The 16,056-nt window shown below is 61.4% G+C and carries 17 protein-coding genes; 9 read left to right on the top strand and 8 right to left on the bottom strand.

All coding sequences use genetic code 11. From position 1 onward, the window contains the following. Positions 1 to 666 (bottom strand): CoA transferase subunit B, encoded by a 666-nt coding sequence (locus AC3WWR_RS18875; protein ID WP_033042175.1) that lies wholly within the window; start codon positions 664 to 666, stop codon positions 1 to 3. Positions 667 to 702: 36 nt separating this feature from the next. Then, positions 703 to 1,401, bottom strand: a complete 699-nt coding sequence (locus tag AC3WWR_RS18870) for a CoA transferase subunit A (protein WP_020800013.1) — start codon at positions 1,399 to 1,401, stop codon at positions 703 to 705. 141 nt (positions 1,402 to 1,542) lie between these two features. Between AC3WWR_RS18870 and AC3WWR_RS18865 the strand changes: the two genes are divergently transcribed. Then, complete coding sequence (locus AC3WWR_RS18865) at positions 1,543 to 2,460, top strand: LysR family transcriptional regulator (protein WP_020800014.1); 918 nt, start codon at positions 1,543 to 1,545, stop codon at positions 2,458 to 2,460. Positions 2,461 to 2,575: 115 nt separating this feature from the next. Here the strand turns inward: AC3WWR_RS18865 and AC3WWR_RS18860 are convergent, their stop codons facing one another. Further along, positions 2,576 to 3,418, bottom strand: a complete 843-nt coding sequence (locus AC3WWR_RS18860) for an NAD-dependent protein deacetylase (RefSeq protein WP_033042192.1) — start codon at positions 3,416 to 3,418, stop codon at positions 2,576 to 2,578. Positions 3,419 to 3,561: 143 nt separating this feature from the next. Next, positions 3,562 to 4,608, bottom strand: coding sequence for a class I SAM-dependent methyltransferase (locus AC3WWR_RS18855; RefSeq protein WP_033042194.1), 1,047 nt, complete (start codon positions 4,606 to 4,608; stop codon positions 3,562 to 3,564). Positions 4,609 to 4,979: 371 nt separating this feature from the next. Between AC3WWR_RS18855 and AC3WWR_RS18850 the strand changes: the two genes are divergently transcribed. From AC3WWR_RS18850 to AC3WWR_RS18840, 3 genes are all read left to right on the top strand, one after another. Beyond that, entirely contained in the window at positions 4,980 to 6,314 is a 1,335-nt protein-coding gene (locus tag AC3WWR_RS18850) for an acetamidase/formamidase family protein (protein WP_050511652.1), read from the top strand. A gap of 144 nt (positions 6,315 to 6,458) precedes the next feature. Further along, positions 6,459 to 7,298, top strand: coding sequence for an HvfB family MNIO-type RiPP peptide maturase (locus AC3WWR_RS18845; RefSeq protein WP_033045034.1), 840 nt, complete (start codon positions 6,459 to 6,461; stop codon positions 7,296 to 7,298). After that, a complete protein-coding gene (locus tag AC3WWR_RS18840) occupies positions 7,291 to 8,049 on the top strand; it encodes an HvfC family RiPP maturation protein (protein WP_033045035.1) in 759 nt (252 codons plus the stop codon). Before AC3WWR_RS18845 ends, AC3WWR_RS18840 begins: the two co-directional genes overlap by 8 nt. 138 nt (positions 8,050 to 8,187) lie before the next feature. On the opposite strand, the gene AC3WWR_RS18835 is transcribed toward AC3WWR_RS18840, so the two are convergent. After that, positions 8,188 to 9,498 carry an ATP-binding protein gene (locus tag AC3WWR_RS18835; protein ID WP_020801346.1) on the bottom strand — a complete coding sequence of 437 codons (1,311 nt, stop codon included), beginning with the start codon at positions 9,496 to 9,498 and terminating at the stop codon, positions 8,188 to 8,190. Then, positions 9,495 to 10,235, bottom strand: a complete 741-nt coding sequence (locus AC3WWR_RS18830) for a response regulator (RefSeq protein WP_008063067.1) — start codon at positions 10,233 to 10,235, stop codon at positions 9,495 to 9,497. The genes AC3WWR_RS18835 and AC3WWR_RS18830 overlap by 4 nt, the downstream gene beginning before the upstream one ends. Positions 10,236 to 10,529: 294 nt before the next feature. Here AC3WWR_RS18830 and AC3WWR_RS18825 point away from each other — a divergent pair, with 294 nt between their 5' ends. From AC3WWR_RS18825 to AC3WWR_RS18815, 3 genes are all read left to right on the top strand, one after another. Beyond that, on the top strand, positions 10,530 to 10,793 hold the full coding sequence (locus AC3WWR_RS18825) for a DUF2790 domain-containing protein (RefSeq protein WP_033045036.1): 264 nt from the start codon (positions 10,530 to 10,532) through the stop codon (positions 10,791 to 10,793). Positions 10,794 to 10,836: 43 nt separating this feature from the next. Continuing rightward, on the top strand, positions 10,837 to 11,091 hold the full coding sequence (locus tag AC3WWR_RS18820; protein ID WP_020801344.1) for a hypothetical protein: 255 nt from the start codon (positions 10,837 to 10,839) through the stop codon (positions 11,089 to 11,091). 156 nt (positions 11,092 to 11,247) lie between these two features. After that, positions 11,248 to 12,462 carry a cytochrome c biogenesis protein DipZ gene (locus AC3WWR_RS18815; protein ID WP_492598946.1) on the top strand — a complete coding sequence of 405 codons (1,215 nt, stop codon included), beginning with the start codon at positions 11,248 to 11,250 and terminating at the stop codon, positions 12,460 to 12,462. Positions 12,463 to 12,547: 85 nt separating this feature from the next. Here AC3WWR_RS18815 and AC3WWR_RS18810 read toward each other — a convergent pair whose 3' ends face one another. Next, positions 12,548 to 13,534, bottom strand: coding sequence for an AraC family transcriptional regulator (locus tag AC3WWR_RS18810; RefSeq protein ID WP_020801342.1), 987 nt, complete (start codon positions 13,532 to 13,534; stop codon positions 12,548 to 12,550). A gap of 176 nt (positions 13,535 to 13,710) precedes the next feature. Here AC3WWR_RS18810 and AC3WWR_RS18805 point away from each other — a divergent pair, with 176 nt between their 5' ends. Continuing rightward, positions 13,711 to 13,980 (top strand): DUF4242 domain-containing protein, encoded by a 270-nt coding sequence (locus AC3WWR_RS18805; RefSeq protein ID WP_151141854.1) that lies wholly within the window; start codon positions 13,711 to 13,713, stop codon positions 13,978 to 13,980. A 39-nt stretch (positions 13,981 to 14,019) separates the two neighbouring features. Continuing rightward, positions 14,020 to 14,832 (top strand): class I SAM-dependent methyltransferase, encoded by an 813-nt coding sequence (locus AC3WWR_RS18800; protein WP_020801340.1) that lies wholly within the window; start codon positions 14,020 to 14,022, stop codon positions 14,830 to 14,832. Between the two features lie 50 nt (positions 14,833 to 14,882). Here the strand turns inward: AC3WWR_RS18800 and AC3WWR_RS18795 are convergent, their stop codons facing one another. Beyond that, a complete protein-coding gene (locus AC3WWR_RS18795; protein WP_033045039.1) occupies positions 14,883 to 15,809 on the bottom strand; it encodes a universal stress protein in 927 nt (308 codons plus the stop codon). Positions 15,810 to 16,056: the final 247 nt, after the last annotated feature.

The raw sequence follows: 16,056 nt of genomic DNA, 5'->3' as shown, positions 1-16,056 counted from the left end.
TCACTGGTCAGCGAACTGCATTTCCGGAACGTGGTCCGGGACGATCAGTTTACCAGCGGTTTTGGCGACGATTTCTTCAACGCTGACGCCAGGTGCGCGTTCCTTGAGGACAAATGCGCCATTCTCGATTTCCAGGTAAGCCAGGTCGGTCAGAACGCGCTTGATGCAACCGGCGCCTGTCAGCGGCAGGCTGCATTGGGACAGCAGCTTGGACTCACCGTCCTTGGACGCGTGGGTCATGATGACGATGATGTTGTCTGCGCCAGCCACCAGGTCCATGGCACCGCCCATGCCCTTGACCAGCTTGCCGGGGATCATCCACGAGGCGATGTTGCCTTGCACGTCGACCTCAAAGGCGCCCAGCACGGTCAGGTCAACGTGGCCACCGCGGATCATCGCGAAGGACTCGGCCGAGGAAAAGATCGAGGCGCCGATCCGGGCGGTCACGGTTTGCTTGCCGGCGTTGATCATGTCGGCATCGATGGTTTCTTCAGTTGGAAAAGGACCCATGCCCAGCAGGCCGTTTTCCGACTGCAGCATGACTTCCATGCCTTCGGGGATGTAGTTGGCGACCAGGGTCGGAATGCCGATGCCCAGGTTCACGTAGAAGCCGTCCTGCATTTCGCGGGCGACGCGTTGAGCCATTTGTTCGCGGGAAAGTGCCATTGTTGTTATTCCTTCATTCGGTCCGGGGGCAGGGGATCACTTACGTACGGTGCGCTGTTCGATGCGCTTCTCGAACGTGCCGCAGATGATCCGGTCGACGTAGATGCCAGGGGTGTGGATCTGCGACGGCTCCAGCTCGCCGGGTTCGACGATCTCTTCGACTTCAACCACGGTGATCTTGCCGGCGGTGGCAGCCAGCGGGTTGAAGTTCTGTGCGGTGTGGCGATAGATCACGTTACCGAAATGGTCGGCTTTCCAGCCTTTGACGATGGCGAAGTCACCGGTGATGGATTCTTCCATCAGGTACTTGCGGCCATGGAATTCGCGCACTTCCTTGCCGTCGGCGACTGGAGTGCCGACGCCGGTGGCGGTGAAGAAGGCCGGGATGCCGGCACCGCCTGCGCGCATTTTTTCAGCGAGGGTGCCTTGCGGGGTCAGGATGACTTCGATTTCGCCCTTGAGCAGTTGCTCCTCGAACAGCTTGTTTTCGCCGACGTAGGAGGCCACCACTTTGCTGATCTGGCGGTCGGTCAGCAGCACGCCGAGGCCGAAACCGTCGACGCCGCAGTTGTTGGAAACGACGGTGAGGTCGCGAGTGCCTTTGCGCTTGATCTCGTTGATCAGGTTCTCCGGGATCCCGCACAGGCCGAAGCCGCCGGCGATCACGGTCATACCGTCTTCAAGACCGGCCAGGGCTTCCTCGTAGGAACTCACGCGCTTGTCGAAACCTGCCATATGCACCTCTTTTATTCTTTGTGGGCGGCTGGCTAGCCGAATGGGATTGAGTGTCGCGCGACAAGATTCATTTGTTAAGTTGATTTTTAATGTTGATTAATGGATAAAACTCAACAATCTAACGCGTTGGAGACAGTGACCATGACAGTCAAGCAGATCCGCGCCTTCCTGGCTGTGGCCCAAAGCCTCAGTTTTGCCGTGGCCTGCGAGCGCCTGCACCTGTCGCAATCGGCCTTGAGCCTGACCATCAAGGCACTGGAGGAGGGCCTGGGCGGGCGATTGTTCACCCGCAACACACGCAATGTGGCGTTGACCGCCGAAGGCGAAACCCTGGTGCCGCTGGCGCGCCGCCTGATCGCCGATTGGGACAATGCCGAGGATGAGTTGCGCCAGCGCTTCACCTTGCAGCGTGGTCGAGTGACCCTGGCGGCCATGCCCTCGTTTGCCGGCAACCTGCTGCCGCCGATCCTCAAGACATTCCGCGTCCGCTATCCGAAAGTCAACGTCACGGTCAACGACGTGATCAACGAGCAGGTGCTGGAAATGGTTCGCGACCGCCAGGTGGAGCTCGGTGTGGCGTTCGAGCCGACCATGAGCTCATCGCTGCAATTCACGCCACTTTACATGGATCGCTTCGTGGCAGTGGTGCCTCAAGACTCACCGCTGGTCGAGCTCGAGGAAATCGACTGGCAGACCTTGCTCGAGGAACCGTTCATTACCTTGCAGCGCCCGTCGACGGTGCGGGTGATGCTGGAAGAGCATTTGCAGGCCCGGGGCATGAAGCTGCCGGTGGAGTTTGAAAGCCATCAACTGGCGACGGTCGGGCGGATGGTTGCCAGTGGGTTGGGCGTGAGCGTGGTTCCGGCCTTGTGTGTGGGTCAGATGCGTGAACTCGGAGCGCATTGCATTACCTTGCGTGACCCGGTGTTGGAGCGGGCCATTGGCGTGCTGACCTTGCAGGGAGGGGAGTTGTCGGCGGCGGCGCAGGCATTGTTTGATGTGCTCAAGGAAGAAAATCTCGGCCAACAACTTTCCCCTGGGCTGAACAAACCCCTGTAGGAGCTGCCGCAGGCTGCGATCTTTTGATCTTGTTTTCTGGCGGTGCTGAAATTGCTGAGGATCAAGATCAAAAGATCGCAGCCTGCGGCAGCTCCTACAAGGGGGAGGTGTTTTGTCAGGCGGAGAGGCGCTGTGCCAGTAACGGCAGCAACTGCTCGCAGGACATTTCTATTTTCAGGTCCAGCATGTCATCCGCCCGTGTCTTGCCCAGGTTGATCGCCAGCAGCGGCTTGCCCTGATCCACCACCGCCCGGCACAGGCGAAACGCCGAGTACGCCATCAGCGACGAGCCAACCACCAGCAACCCGGCGGCCTTTTCCACCGTGGCCAGCGCTTTCGCCGCCGTGTGCTGTGCAACGTTCTCACCGAAAAAAACCACGTCCGGTTTCAACCGTTCGCCACTGCAATGCGGGCAGAGCGGAACCTGGAAGCGTGCCTCGAAGGCCGGGTCGAGCAAGGTGTCGCCGTCCGGGGCCTGCACTGCGTCCACGCCTGCGAGGTAGGGGTTTTGGGTTTCCATCAGCTGCTGGATCGAATCGCGCTCGCTGCGTCTTGCGCAGTCCAGGCACAGTACCCGGTGCAGGCTGCCGTGAAGTTCGATCACATCATGGCTGCCGGCCTGGTCGTGCAGGGTATCGACGTTCTGCGTGATCAAGCCGCCGATCCGTCCCGTGCTTTGCAAGCGGGCCAGGGTGTCGTGGGCCACGTTCGGTTGCGCCTGGCGCACCCGCGGCCAGCCAAGCATCGCCCGCGCCCAATAGCGCCGCCGGGATTCGGGTGCCGAGAGAAACTCCTGATACATCATGGGCTGGCGGCCACGGCGCACGCCCTGATTGTCACGGTAGTCCGGAATGCCCGACGGGGTACTGATACCGGCACCGGTCAGGACCGCGAACGGCTCGTCGGCGATGAGCTGTTGGAGCTGGTCGAGTTGTTCGTGGATAAGGCTATCGAGCATCTCAATACCCCGCAAACCTGTAGGAGCGAGCACGCTCGCGATGGACGTCAACGATAACACTGGCGGTCTGACGCCCCGCGGTGTTTCGTCTTCAATCGTCGGAGCGCCGCCCGGAACATGCTCGCTCCTACAGGGGGGGCGTGTTACTTACGTGCCTCCAGAATCAGGTTGAACGGTGTCTCCGTGGCCCGTCGGAATGTGCTGAATCCCGCCTCACTGAACACCTTGCGCAACCGTGCTTCACCTGCTTGTGCGCCAAGGCCCAGGCCGACTTCCTGGGACAGCGAATTGGGCGTGCAGATGAAGGTGGAGGCGGCATAGAACAGCCGGCCGACCGGGGTGATGTTGTCGTCCAGCGAGTCGTTGGCGAACGGCTCCACGAGCAATACCGTGCCATCCGGCTTCAAGGACTCGTACGCGTGCTTGGCCGCGCCCACCGGGTCGCCCATGTCGTGCAGGCAGTCGAAGTAGCAGACCAGGTCATAGTCGTTGCCGGGATAGCTCTTGGCCGTACCCTGGAAGAACCGTGCCCGGCCGGACACGCCACCTTCTTCGGCGCGCTGGGTGGCGACGGTGACGGACGGAGCGTGGTAATCGAAACCAACGAACCGCGAGTTCGGGTACGCCTGGGCCATGATCACCGTCGACGCGCCGTGACCGCAGCCAATGTCGGCGACCTTGGCGCCTTCCTCCAGTTTGGCTACCACACCGTCCAGGGCCGGTAACCACTCGGCGATCAGGTGCGCCTTGTAGCCGGGCCGGAAGAAACGTTCGGTGCCGCTGAACATGCACGGGTGGTGATCGCCCCACGCCAGGGCGCCATCGCCACGCATGGCCTTGACCAGTTTGTCCTTGTCATGAAAAAACGATGCAACTACGCCGATGCCACCCGCCACATAGACCGGCGAGTCTTCGACGGCCAGTGCCAGGGCTTGTTCTTCGGGCAGGCGGAATTGACCGTCGCTGTGTTCCATATAGCCAGAAGCTGCGTGGGCGCTGAGCCATTCGCGCACCAGGCGAGGGTTGCAGCCGGTCTTCTCGGCGAGAGCTTCGGGCTTGACTGGCTGGCTGTCTGCCATGGCCCGGTACAGGCCGAGCTCTTCACCAAGGATGACGTTAGCCAGCATCGCCGCGCCGCCCATGTCGCCTACCAGTTTGCCCATGAAATCGTTGAGTTTGGCCTCGTCCATCACGTGTGCTCCTTTTGCAGGATCAGAGTCCAGTGGCGGTGTTTATCGAGGCGTTCGCCCCTGGGCGGTGGTCGTGGAATGGACAGGACGATCAACTCGTCCTGTGTGGATTAAGTTTAGTTCTCAGGGGCTGTGGCGCCGTCCCAAGCGACGAAAGCCAATGTCCCTGATTGACGCAGCCCCCTGTGGGAGCGAGCAGGCTCGCTCCCACAGGGAGGGTGTTTGGCAGTCCCTATGCATGTATCCCAATGTATCCAGACTGTTTCTCGATACAGTCCCCGCCAATTCAAGGCCACCCCCGAACACAGACCAGATACAAACCTGCGCTGAACTGTGAGGACCATTCGCTCCTGACTCCGATGGGGATCATCATGACAACGCTTGTGCCTCAACCCACTCTCAACGCCGCGCCGGTCGATCGCCTGCGGGTCGATCGCTACACCAATGGCATCATTGGTCCGAGCCAGCCGATGCTCGGCCCGCTGGCCGATGGCGGCACCCTGGTCACCGGAACACCGCCAGGTTGCTGGGGGCCGATGATCACGCCCGCTTTCGAGGGGGGCCATGAAGTGACGCAACCGGTGGCCATCGCCGGGGCGCAAATCGGCGATGCCGTGGCGATCAAGATCAACAGCATGCGCGTCACGTCGCTGGCCACTTCCTCCGGGGTCATGAGCTTTGTCGAGGGGCGCTACAACGGCGATCCGTTCGTCTCCAAGTTCTGCTCCAAATGTGGCACCGAGCATCCGGCCAGCCATGTCGAAGGCATTGGCGAGGACGCGATTCGCTGCAACCACTGTGACGCCGAGGTCAGCGCATTTCGCTTCAGCCACGGCTATGTGATCGTCTTTGACGCGCAGAATCAGGTCAGCCTGACGGTCAACCAGGACATCGCCAACCGACTGGCCGGCAATGCCTCTGAGATGTCGGCGCTGCCGGAATTCGCCGCGCAGCATTCAATCCTGTCCCTGGCCCGCGCCGATATCCCCGGGGTTGCCGCGCCTATGCGGCCGTTCCTTGGAAACATCGGCACCTTGCCGTCCCGAGACATTCCCGACTCGCACAACTGTGCCGACTTCGGCCAGTACCTGATCAATGCGCCGCACCGTTTCGGCATGACCCGCGAAGAGTTGCACGCGGCCAAGACCGACGGCCACATGGACACCAATTCGGTCCGCGAGGGCTGTGTGTTGATCTGCCCGGTGAAAGTGCCGGGGGCCGGCGTTTACATGGGCGACATGCATGCGCAACAGGGCAACGGCGAGATCGCAGGCCACGCAACCGACTGTTCCGGGGAAACCGAGGTGGTGGTGCAAGTGGTGAAAAACCTGACGCTGGAAGGGCCGATCCTTCTGCAAAACCTTGATGATCTGCCACCGATGGCGCGCCCGATGGATGCCGGGCAGCGCGCGAAAGTCCGGGAGCTGGGAGAGCGTTGGGGCCAGCACGAGATCGAACAGAGTGGCCCGATCACCTTCATCGGCAGCGGCGAGAACCTCAATCTGGCGGTGGAAAACGGCTTGACCCGCGCCGCCACCGTCACCGGCCTGCCTTATGACGAAGTGCTCAATCGCGCCACCATCAGCGGCTCCATCGACATCAGTCGCCTGCCAGGCACTGTGCGCGTGACCTTCCTGTGCCCGATGGATGTGCTCGATCGCATGGGCATCGGTCATCTGGTGCGCGAGAAGTACGACCTGGCGTAATGCCCGGATGCGGGTTTGTACCAGAGTGTGTACAGACCCGCTGGCGATACAAGCGTTGCTGTTTTCCGTCGACCCGCCACACAGGCCCGATACATCCCTTCGATTAACTGTGATGACATTCTGACAACCCTTGGGATCGACATCATGCAAACCTCTGTCACATCAGCACAGGCCAGCGTCGGGCTCGGCCTGCGTCGCGGTTTGATCAAAGACCTGCTGGCCGCCCCGGCCGGCCATTTCGACTTTCTTGAAGTCGCGCCGGAAAACTGGATCGGCATCGGCGGCGCCCATGGCCTGGCGTTTCGAACCCTGGCCGAGCGCTACCCGTTATCCTGCCACGGCTTGTCCCTGTCCCTGGGCGGGCCATCGCCGCTGGATGTCGAATTCCTGAAAGAGGTGCGGGTCTTCCTCGATCACCACGACGTGCCGCTGTACAGCGAGCACTTGAGCTACTGCAGCGACGACGGTCACCTGTATGACCTGTTGCCGTTGCCCTTTACCGAAGAGGCGGTGCATCACGTCGCCGCGCGCATCCGTCAGGCCCAGGACATTCTCGGCCGCCGCCTGGCGGTGGAAAACGTCTCCTACTATGCCGCACCGCAGCAGGACATGGACGAGGTGACGTTCACCAACGCCGTGCTGCGTGAAGCCGATTGCGACCTGTTGCTGGACGTCAACAATGTGTACGTCAACTCGATCAACCATGGTTTCGACCCGCGTACGTTCCTGGCCGGGATCGATGCGAATCGTGTCGTGGCCATGCACATCGCCGGGCATTTCGATGAGTCCGACACCTTGAAAATCGACACCCACGGCGCTTCGGTGAAACCGGCGGTGTGGTCGTTGCTGGCCCAGGCCTATTCCCGATTTGGCGCGCAACCGACTTTGCTCGAGCGCGATTTCAACTTTCCGGTGTTTTGCGAACTGGTCGCCGAGTTGCAGACCATTCGCCGGTTGCAAACCGAGGGGGTCAACCGTGGTTAAGCGCACCCTGCACGAGCAGCAAAACAGTCTGGGGCGCTACGTGCGCGACCCCGAGCGTTACGCGCCACCGCCGGAAATGGACCCGGCGCGGGCCCAGGTATATCGCGACCTGGTGTTCGCCAACTTGTCGTCATTGATCGGCGGCACCTTTCCGGTATTGGTGAAGATTCTCGGCGACACGCAATGGCGGGCGCTGGTACGGATTTTCCTGCGCGACTACCGAGCCCACACGCCGAAATTCGGCGAAATCGCCCAGGAGTTTGTCGAGTTTCTGGCCTCAGAGCCTGCGGCGCTGGCTGCTGGCCCCTGGCCGCCGTTCATGGTCGAACTGGCGCACTACGAATGGGTGGAAATGGTCCTGCAACAATCCGAAGCCGAGCCGTTGCCCGGCGGCGATGTCGATGGGTTGCTGGATTGTCCGTTGCAGGTTTCGCCATTGGCCTGGCCCCTGGCGTATGCCTGGCCAGTGCAGTTGGTCGGGCCGCATCATCAGCCTGATGCGCCGCCGGATCAGCCGACATTGCTGCTGGTGCGTCGGGACCCGGATTTCAGCGTGAAGTTTTCTGAATTGAGCCCGTTGGCGTTTCGGTTGTTGCAGCGTATCGAGGAATTTCCCGGGCAGACCGGACGTGCGCAGTTGCAGGGATTGGCGGCGGAGGCGGGGATGACGGAATCGACGGTGTTTATGGACAGCGGCCTGGGGTTGTTGCGGCAGATGCACGGGGAGGGCGTCGTAGGCGTCGTTGCTTGATGATCGTTCCCACGCTCTGCGTGGGAATGCATCCCGTGACGCTCCGCGTCACCATTGCGCAGGACACAAGCCTTGTGTTGTTAGCGGAACGCGGAGCGTCCCTGGCGGCGTTCCCACGCAGAGCGTGGGAACGATCGTTTAGCCACGCAACTTGAGCTCTGCACATAACCCACCACCCTCGCGATTGCTCAAGGTCAACGATCCCCCGATCGCCAACGCCAGCTGTTGCGCGATGGCCAACCCCAACCCGGTACCGCCAGTGCTGCGGTTGCGCGAATTTTCTACGCGGTAGAACGGCTGCATGACCTGGGCCAGTTCCGCTTCGGCGATGCCCGGGCCGCGGTCCATGACCTTCACCGACACGCTGCCATCGGCTTTCTTCTCAACCAGCAGTTCCGCAGCGCCGGCGAATTTGAGCGCGTTGTCCGTCAGGTTCACCAGCACTCGCCGCAGGGCGTGGGGGCGGGTGTCGATGACGCTGGCGCTTTTGCCGCTCAGTTGCACCTGCTTGCCCATGTCCTGGTAATCGAACACCAGGCTGTCGAGGAACGAGTCCAGGTCGGTGCGTCGACTTTCTTCGGTGGCGCCGTGGACGCTGCGGGCGTACGCCACGCCTTCTCGCACCAGATGTTCCATCTCGCCCAGGTCGTTCCACAGCTTGTCTTTCTCCACCGAGTCGTCCATGAACTCGGCGCGCAGTTTCATCCGGGTGATCGGTGTCTGCAGGTCGTGGGAAATCGCCGCCAACAGTTGCATGCGTTCCTTGAGGTAGGCGGCGATGCGTGCCTGCATGGCATTGAAGGCCTTGGCGGCGTGGGCCACTTCGGTCGGGCCTTTTTCGTCCAGCAGCACCGGGTGGGTGTTGGGGTCGAGGGTGTCCACGGCTTCGGCGAGGCGGGTGAGGGGGCGGATGGCGATCCTCACGGCCAGCCAGGTGCAGGCAATCATCAGCGCCAATTGCCCGAGCAGCACCATGGGCAGCCAGGGCGACAGCGGCACCATCGAGGGCCGCACATCGATGGTCAATGGGCTGCCGTCGGACAGCTTGAGGTGCACCTGGAAGTGCTTCGCAGGCCCGGGAATATCGCTGAAGGTCATCGGGTAGTCCTTGCCGATGGAATTCTTGATCGATGTCATGGCAATCGGTGCCTCGGGCATGTCCGTGTCCATGGCTGTGCCGGGTGAACCTTCATTGAGCAGATAGCGGTAATTGCGCCGATCCAGTTGCTGCAGCCAACTCGCACGCTCTGGCGCCGGCAGGCGGTCGAGGATGGCGATGGAGGTCGAGACGTCGGTTTCCAGGTTGCCGAGCATGGTGTTTTTCGAGCTTTCATAGCGCTCGTAGTACTGCGCACCGAAGGACAGCGCCTGGGCGAGGATCAGGCCGATCAGGAAGATCAGCGACAGTCGCGAAGCCAGGGTGCGGGGCCAGCGCAGCGACAGGTTCATGCTGGCGCCCCGACGATTTCCACCGGCAGGGAAAACACGTAGCCCTCGCTGCGTACGGTCTTGATGTAGGCCGGCTCGCGGGCGTCGTCCAACAGGCGCTGGCGCAGGCGACTGACCAGCAGGTCGATGGAACGATCGAACAGGTCGGCGTCGCGGCCCTGGGTCAGGTTGAGCAATTGGTCGCGATTGAGCACCCGTTGCGGATGATCGAGGAACACCCGCAGCAACCGATATTCGGCACCGCTGAGGGCGACCATGGTGCCGTCGCCATCGAGCAGGTGCCGGGCGGACGTGTCCAGGCGCCAGCGACCGAAGGCCAGCAAGCGGCTGGATTCGGTCACCACCAGGTTCGGTGGCAACATGCGCGTGCGGCGCAATACGGCGTTGATCCGCGCCAGCAGTTCACGGGCGGCGAAGGGCTTGACCAGGTAGTCGTCAGCGCCCATTTCCAGGCCGATGATGCGGTCGGTTTCGTCGTTGCGCGCGGTGAGCATCAACACCGGCGTGGCCTTGTGTTTGCCGGCGCGCAACTCGCGGCAGAGCATCAGGCCGTCGTCGCCCGGCATCATGATGTCCAGCACGATCAGGTCCACCGGCGTGGATTCAAGGAAGCTGCGCATCTGCCTTCCATCGGCCACGACCGTGGTGCGCAGGCCGTTTTTCTTCAGGTAGTTGCCCACCAGCTCGCGTATCTCGCGGTCATCGTCAACGATGAGAATGTGATCGACGTGCTCCATGGGGACTTGCCTCTGTCAGTGGGGGATATCGCACAGTCTATCGAGCCTTGGCCCGCTCGCCCGCCGTCCTTTGTATTGCAGTGTATCTGGCCTGTCAGCGGATACATACCGAGGCAAAAACGGCCATTTCCAGGGGTTTTGTATCCCTCTGTATCGCGCAGCGGTCCAGATACTTACCGATTTACACGCGCCGGTTCCCGACACATACGGGATACCTCGCAGGCTTCTAATAGGTTCCATCGAGGCAAACCCAAGCGCCTCTACCCACAAACGATGAACCTTGAGGAAACCGCCATGAACACCAAAGCCATCTACGCCGCTTGCCTGTTTGCCGCCCTGAACATATGCACCTTGTCGGCCCGCGCCGAAGCTGATGTTACCCCGATGAGCTACAGCTATGGCTCGCACCTGGACATCAAGAAAGTGCTGTCGCTGAAACAGGACTCTGCGCCTTCCTGCGGTGTGGTGAATGCCCAGTTGACCTACCTGGATTCCCAGAGCAAGACCCAGGTCCTGGACTACCGCAAATTGGCTGACAACTGCAATTCGGACAACTGAGTCCGGCGAACACCCATTGCCCTTTGAAGACAGGAACACAGCCATGAACACCATCAGCCGATTCTTGACCGCCATTGCCTTTTCCGTCGCCGGTGCCGCGGCCCATGCCAACGCCGCAGTAGAGCAAAACGCTTGCGGCAGCAGCACCTGCTTTCAACTGACGCCGGTGGCGCAGAAGGGCGCTGACGCCTTCCTCGCCGAGGACGGCTACAACCGCACGCCTCAGGGGCAAGTGGTGGCAGAAAACGGCGCCAGTCACACGTCTCAGGGCAAGTGGCTGGAAGAACACAACGCGTGAATCCAGAACACCACCGATCCATGTGGGAGTGAGCCTGCTAGCGAAGGCTGAGGGTCAGTCGGCAGCGATTTTGAATGTGCTGACCTCTTCGCGAGCAGGCTCGCTCCCACAGGGGACGGGTGTGAATTGCCCCCCTCTATTTGCAAGGTGATCTCCATGTTACTCATCGCTTTCCTGGGCGGCATATTGACCGTCCTCAGCCCGTGCATCCTGCCGGTCGTTCCCTTCCTGTTCGCCGGGGCCGACCGTACGCGCTCCTCGATCCTGCTGACCCTGGGCGGCATGGCCCTGACGTTTGCCCTGATCTCCAGCCTGGCGGTGGTCAGCAGTGAATGGGTGATCCAGGCCAGCAACACCGGCCGTCATGTGGCACTGATCGTGATGGTGGTGTTCGCCCTGTCGCTGATTTCCGCACGGGTCGGCGACTGGTTGGCGCGTCCATTCGTGGCGCTGGGCAATCGCATCGGCCCCAACAGCCGCACAATGTCCGGCCCGCTGAGTTCGATCATGATTGGTGTCGCTACCGGCCTGCTCTGGGCACCCTGCGCCGGGCCGATCCTCGGGGTGATTCTCACCAGCGCAATGCTGCAGGGCGCGAACGCCGGGACCAGTCTGTTGCTGGTGGCCTACGGCCTGGGTAGCGCGTTGTCGTTGGGCACCTTGATCTTCGCCGGTCGTGGCCTGGTCAATCGCTTGAAACCGTCGATCCCGGTCACTGGCTGGTTGCGTCGCGGTGCCGGTGTGGCGGTGTTGGCCGGCGCAGCGGTGATTGCCACCGGAGCAAATGATGTGCTGCTGGCCAACACCTCGTCGCAAGGTATCAGCAGCGTCGAAAAAGGCTTGTTGGAAACCGTGCCGAAAGTCGTCGATTACTTCGTCAGCAAGGTCAAGGCCGAGTCCATGGACAACGCCCAAGGCGCGATGCCGTCGCTGGCCGGTGCGGTGGAGTGGATCAACTCGCCAGCGCTGACCAACGAATCGCTCAAGGGCAAAGTGGTGCTGGTGGACTTCTGGACCTTCGACTGCATCAACTGCAAGCACACCCTGCCGTACGTCAAGGACTGGGCGAAGAAGTATGAGAAAGACGGCCTGGTGGTGATCGGTGTGCACACCCCGGAGTACGGGTTCGAACGCATCATCGACAACGTCCGGGACAAGGTGAAGGAATACGGCATCACCTACCCGGTAGCGATCGACAACAACTATGCGATCTGGCGCAACTTCGACAACCAGTACTGGCCTGCCCACTACCTGATCGATGCGAAGGGCCAGGTGCGGTACACGCACTTTGGTGAAGGTAGTTATGACACTCAGGAGAAGATGATCCAGCAATTGCTTGAAGAGGCGAAGACCGCTGTTCCAGCGGCTTGAAGTCAAAAGATCGCAGCCTGCGGCAGCTCCTACAGAGTATGCGTTCACTGTAGGAGCTGCCGCAGGCTGCGATCTTTTTGCGATATCAATGGCTCACCTCACCGTGAGCCATTGATCGATTGCCCTGACTACGCCGCCACGCCGCCGGCGGCGCGCCATACTCACGGCGAAACGCGCGACTGAATGCCGTGTCGGTCTGGTACCCCACCTCTTCGGCGATGCGCATCAACGAGCTGTTACTGCTGCGTAACAGGTTGGCCGCCAGCAACATCCGCCATTGCGTCAGGTATTGCATCGGCGTGACCCCCACCAGTTGCGCAAAGCGTTCTGCCAGGACCGATCTAGAGGTGCCGGCGGTGCGCGCCAGCTCATCCAGCGTCCAGGCGTGGCAGGGTTTCTTGTGCAAGGCGTTGAGGGCCGCGCCGACGATCCGGTCGCTTACACCGGCCAGCCACCCGGTCCGCCCCTCGCCATGTTCGTGCATGTACAGGCGCAGTACTTCGATGAAGAGCACCTCGGCCAGTTTCGCCAGCACGCCTTCGCCGCCGGGCCTTGGCGATCGCGCTTCGGCCAGGGCATAACGGACCGAAGATTCCAGCCAGATGCCGGCGTTCGAACCGCGCACATTGACCCTGACCACCGGCGGCAGGCCTGCCAGCAACATGCCGGCCAAACGCGTGTCGCAGGCCAGGTAGCCGCACACCAGGCGCGTCACTGCACCACCACCGCCATAACTCAACTGCCGCGGGCGCCGCGCCAGCACCTCGTCGAGCCGCGCACCGCTGGCGGGCGTCAAACCCGGTCTGGAACTCATGCGATGGGCATGGCCCTGGGGGAATATCACCACGTCGCCGGGGTTGAGCAGCAGCGGAGGATCATCGCCCAGTTCGACGTAGCACTCGCCTTCGGTGATCAAGTGGAAGATCACCACCCGTTCGGCGCCGGGTTCCAGGAACGGTGCCGCCGTGTCGGCGCTCGGCGACTGATAGCACCAGGGGGCGGTGAACCTGGCGTTGATGAAAATCGCGCCGACCAGGCGGACGACGCGCAGGGTCTGTGACAGGGCGTCCATGGGCGTTTTCCCGTGCGGGAGTTTCTGATTGTGAGCGCGTCACGGCCCAAGGTGAATTCTCCGGACGATCGGGCAGTGTTGGCCGACGATCGGACAGGACGCCGATCAGCGACGGAGAGATAGTTTGCACACAGGGCCACCTGGCTCTGTCATCAATAAGAAAAAGTGAGGTTGCCATGCCCAAGTTCGTCATTGAACGCGAGATTCCAGGCGCCGGAGCACTGTCAGAAAGGGATTTGAAAGCTGTCTCGCAAAAGTCCTGCAGGGTGTTGCGCGAGTTGCCAGACGTGCAATGGCTGCAGAGTTATGTCACAGGCGACAAACTGTATTGCGTGTACATCGCGCCAAACGAGGAACTCATCAGGGAGCATGCCCGGCAGGGCGGTTTCCCGGCTAATCGCATTTCCCAGGTCATGAACATCATCGACCCCACCACGGCTGAGTGAGCGTGTGCCCGATCCTGTTCCAAACCAGAGATTGCCTCCATGAGTACACCCATTGATCTTACTGCCTTGAAAACCCGCCAAATGGCCGCGTGGGCCAGTGGCGACTATGCCGTGATCGGCACTACCTTGCAGATCGTCGGTGAGCAACTGGCCGAGGCCTGCGACCTGTTGTGTGATGAACAGGTGCTGGACGTTGCCGCCGGCAATGGCAATGCGACCCTTGCCGCCGCGCGTCGCGGTTGCCGGGTGGTGTCCACCGACTATGTGGCTGCATTGCTCGAGCGTGGCGAAGACCGTGCCCGTGCGGAACGCCTGAACGTGACCTTCCAGGTGGCTGACGCCGAAGCGTTGCCTTTCGCCGATGCCAGTTTTGACGCCGTGCTCTCAACCTTCGGTGTGATGTTTGCACCCGATCAGGTCAAGGCCGCCGCAGAGCTGGCGCGAGTGTGTCGCCCCGGCGGCCGGATCGGCCTGGCCAACTGGACGCCGGAAGGTTTCGTCGGCCAGATGTTCAAGACCCTCGGCCGGCACATGCCACCACCGCCCGGTGCGCAACCGCCCTCGCAGTGGGGCACTGAAGCCTGGCTGCACAAGCACTTTGACGAGCGCGACTTCCTGGTGCAGGTGACGCGCCGGACCTTCAACTTCCGCTATCGCTCGGCCGAGCATTTCATCGATACCTTCCGCAGCTGGTACGGTCCGATCCACAAGGCCTTCGCGGCGCTGCCCCCTGATGGCGCCAAGGCCCTGGAAGACGACCTGACCGAACTGCTCAACCGCCTGAACCGGGCGGGCGACAGGTCGATGGTGGTGCCCAGTGAATACCTGGAGGTGGTCATCACCAGGCGTTGAAGCTGCAGGAGCCGGCTTGCCCGGCTCCTACGGGGCGATACACCGGGCGGTCATTCATCCAGCCGCTCGGTGTACACCACCCACACACTGCAGGGCATTTTGTATAGCAGATGCTCCACCGTGCTGCCGATCAGGCGCCCCATGCCGCGATGGCCGAGACGGCCCATGACGATTACGTCGACATTGAACGCATCGGCAAAGCGGGTCAAAACCTTGGCCGGGTTGCCCATGATCATGTGCCGTTGCGCTTCGGCGATGCCATTGCGTTGGGCCAGTTCGTTGAAGGCTTCCAGCTGCGCGTCATACAGAGTCTTGTGCTTGGTCGAGGAAAAAAACGCCGAGCCGTTGTCAAAGCCGAACTCGTCCGAACTGATGGACGAGAGGTCGTAGGCGTAGACCACATCAAGTTCGGCGTTGCACGCAGTCGCCAGTTTCGTGGCTTCGTGCAGGATGCGGTCGTTGAAAGTCTTGTAGTGATCATCACGATGGAAGGGGTCGATGGCTGCGACCACTTTGCGCGGTAGCGCGTTGATCGCGTGGCTGACGAAGTGTAACGGCACCGGACACTCACGCAGCAAATGCACATCCAGCGGGGTGAAGATCAGCCGCGATAGCAACGACTGGTGCTCCAGCGCCTTGATCAGCACGTCCATCGGCTGTTCCTTGAGGTGAATCAGGATTTCCTCCAGCGGGTTTTGCACCCACGTTACTTCCGTTGTGACGGTTACGCCGATTTTGCGCAGGGGCCGGGCCTGGTCTTCCAGCCACTGACGGTGGCGATCGACGTAACCCAGGCGCATCTGTTCCAGCGCCTTCTCATTGACCATGCCAGCCGTGGCCAGGCCTTCCAGATAGTCGAAGGCCACGATGTGCAACGCCGCGCCCTCCGCCTTGGCCAGCGCGGCCGCCCGGTCGAAAGCAGGGCTGTGTTCCATCAGCGGCGAAGTCACCAGCATGAAGCGAGATTGACCCGACATGACAAACCTCCCGTTGGATAGAGACGACGGTTGTTTGGCTTGGCTTCAATCCTTGAGTATTGACCATGATGGGTGGGGGTGTAGTGGATCAAGTTAACAGACCTCTTGATCTTCTTGCGTCCTTACGCCCTGAGTTTGTCCGTCAACGCCTGTGGGAGATTGTTGTCTGTGTACATATCCATTGCTGCGGTAACGGCGGCTTATGGTTTCGCTTTTACAGCGACTCCCTTTTTCAAACGCCAAAAAG

This window comes from Pseudomonas sp. EB271-G4-1 (assembly GCF_058791355.1).
This window is presented reverse-complemented; position numbering and strand designations above follow the sequence as displayed.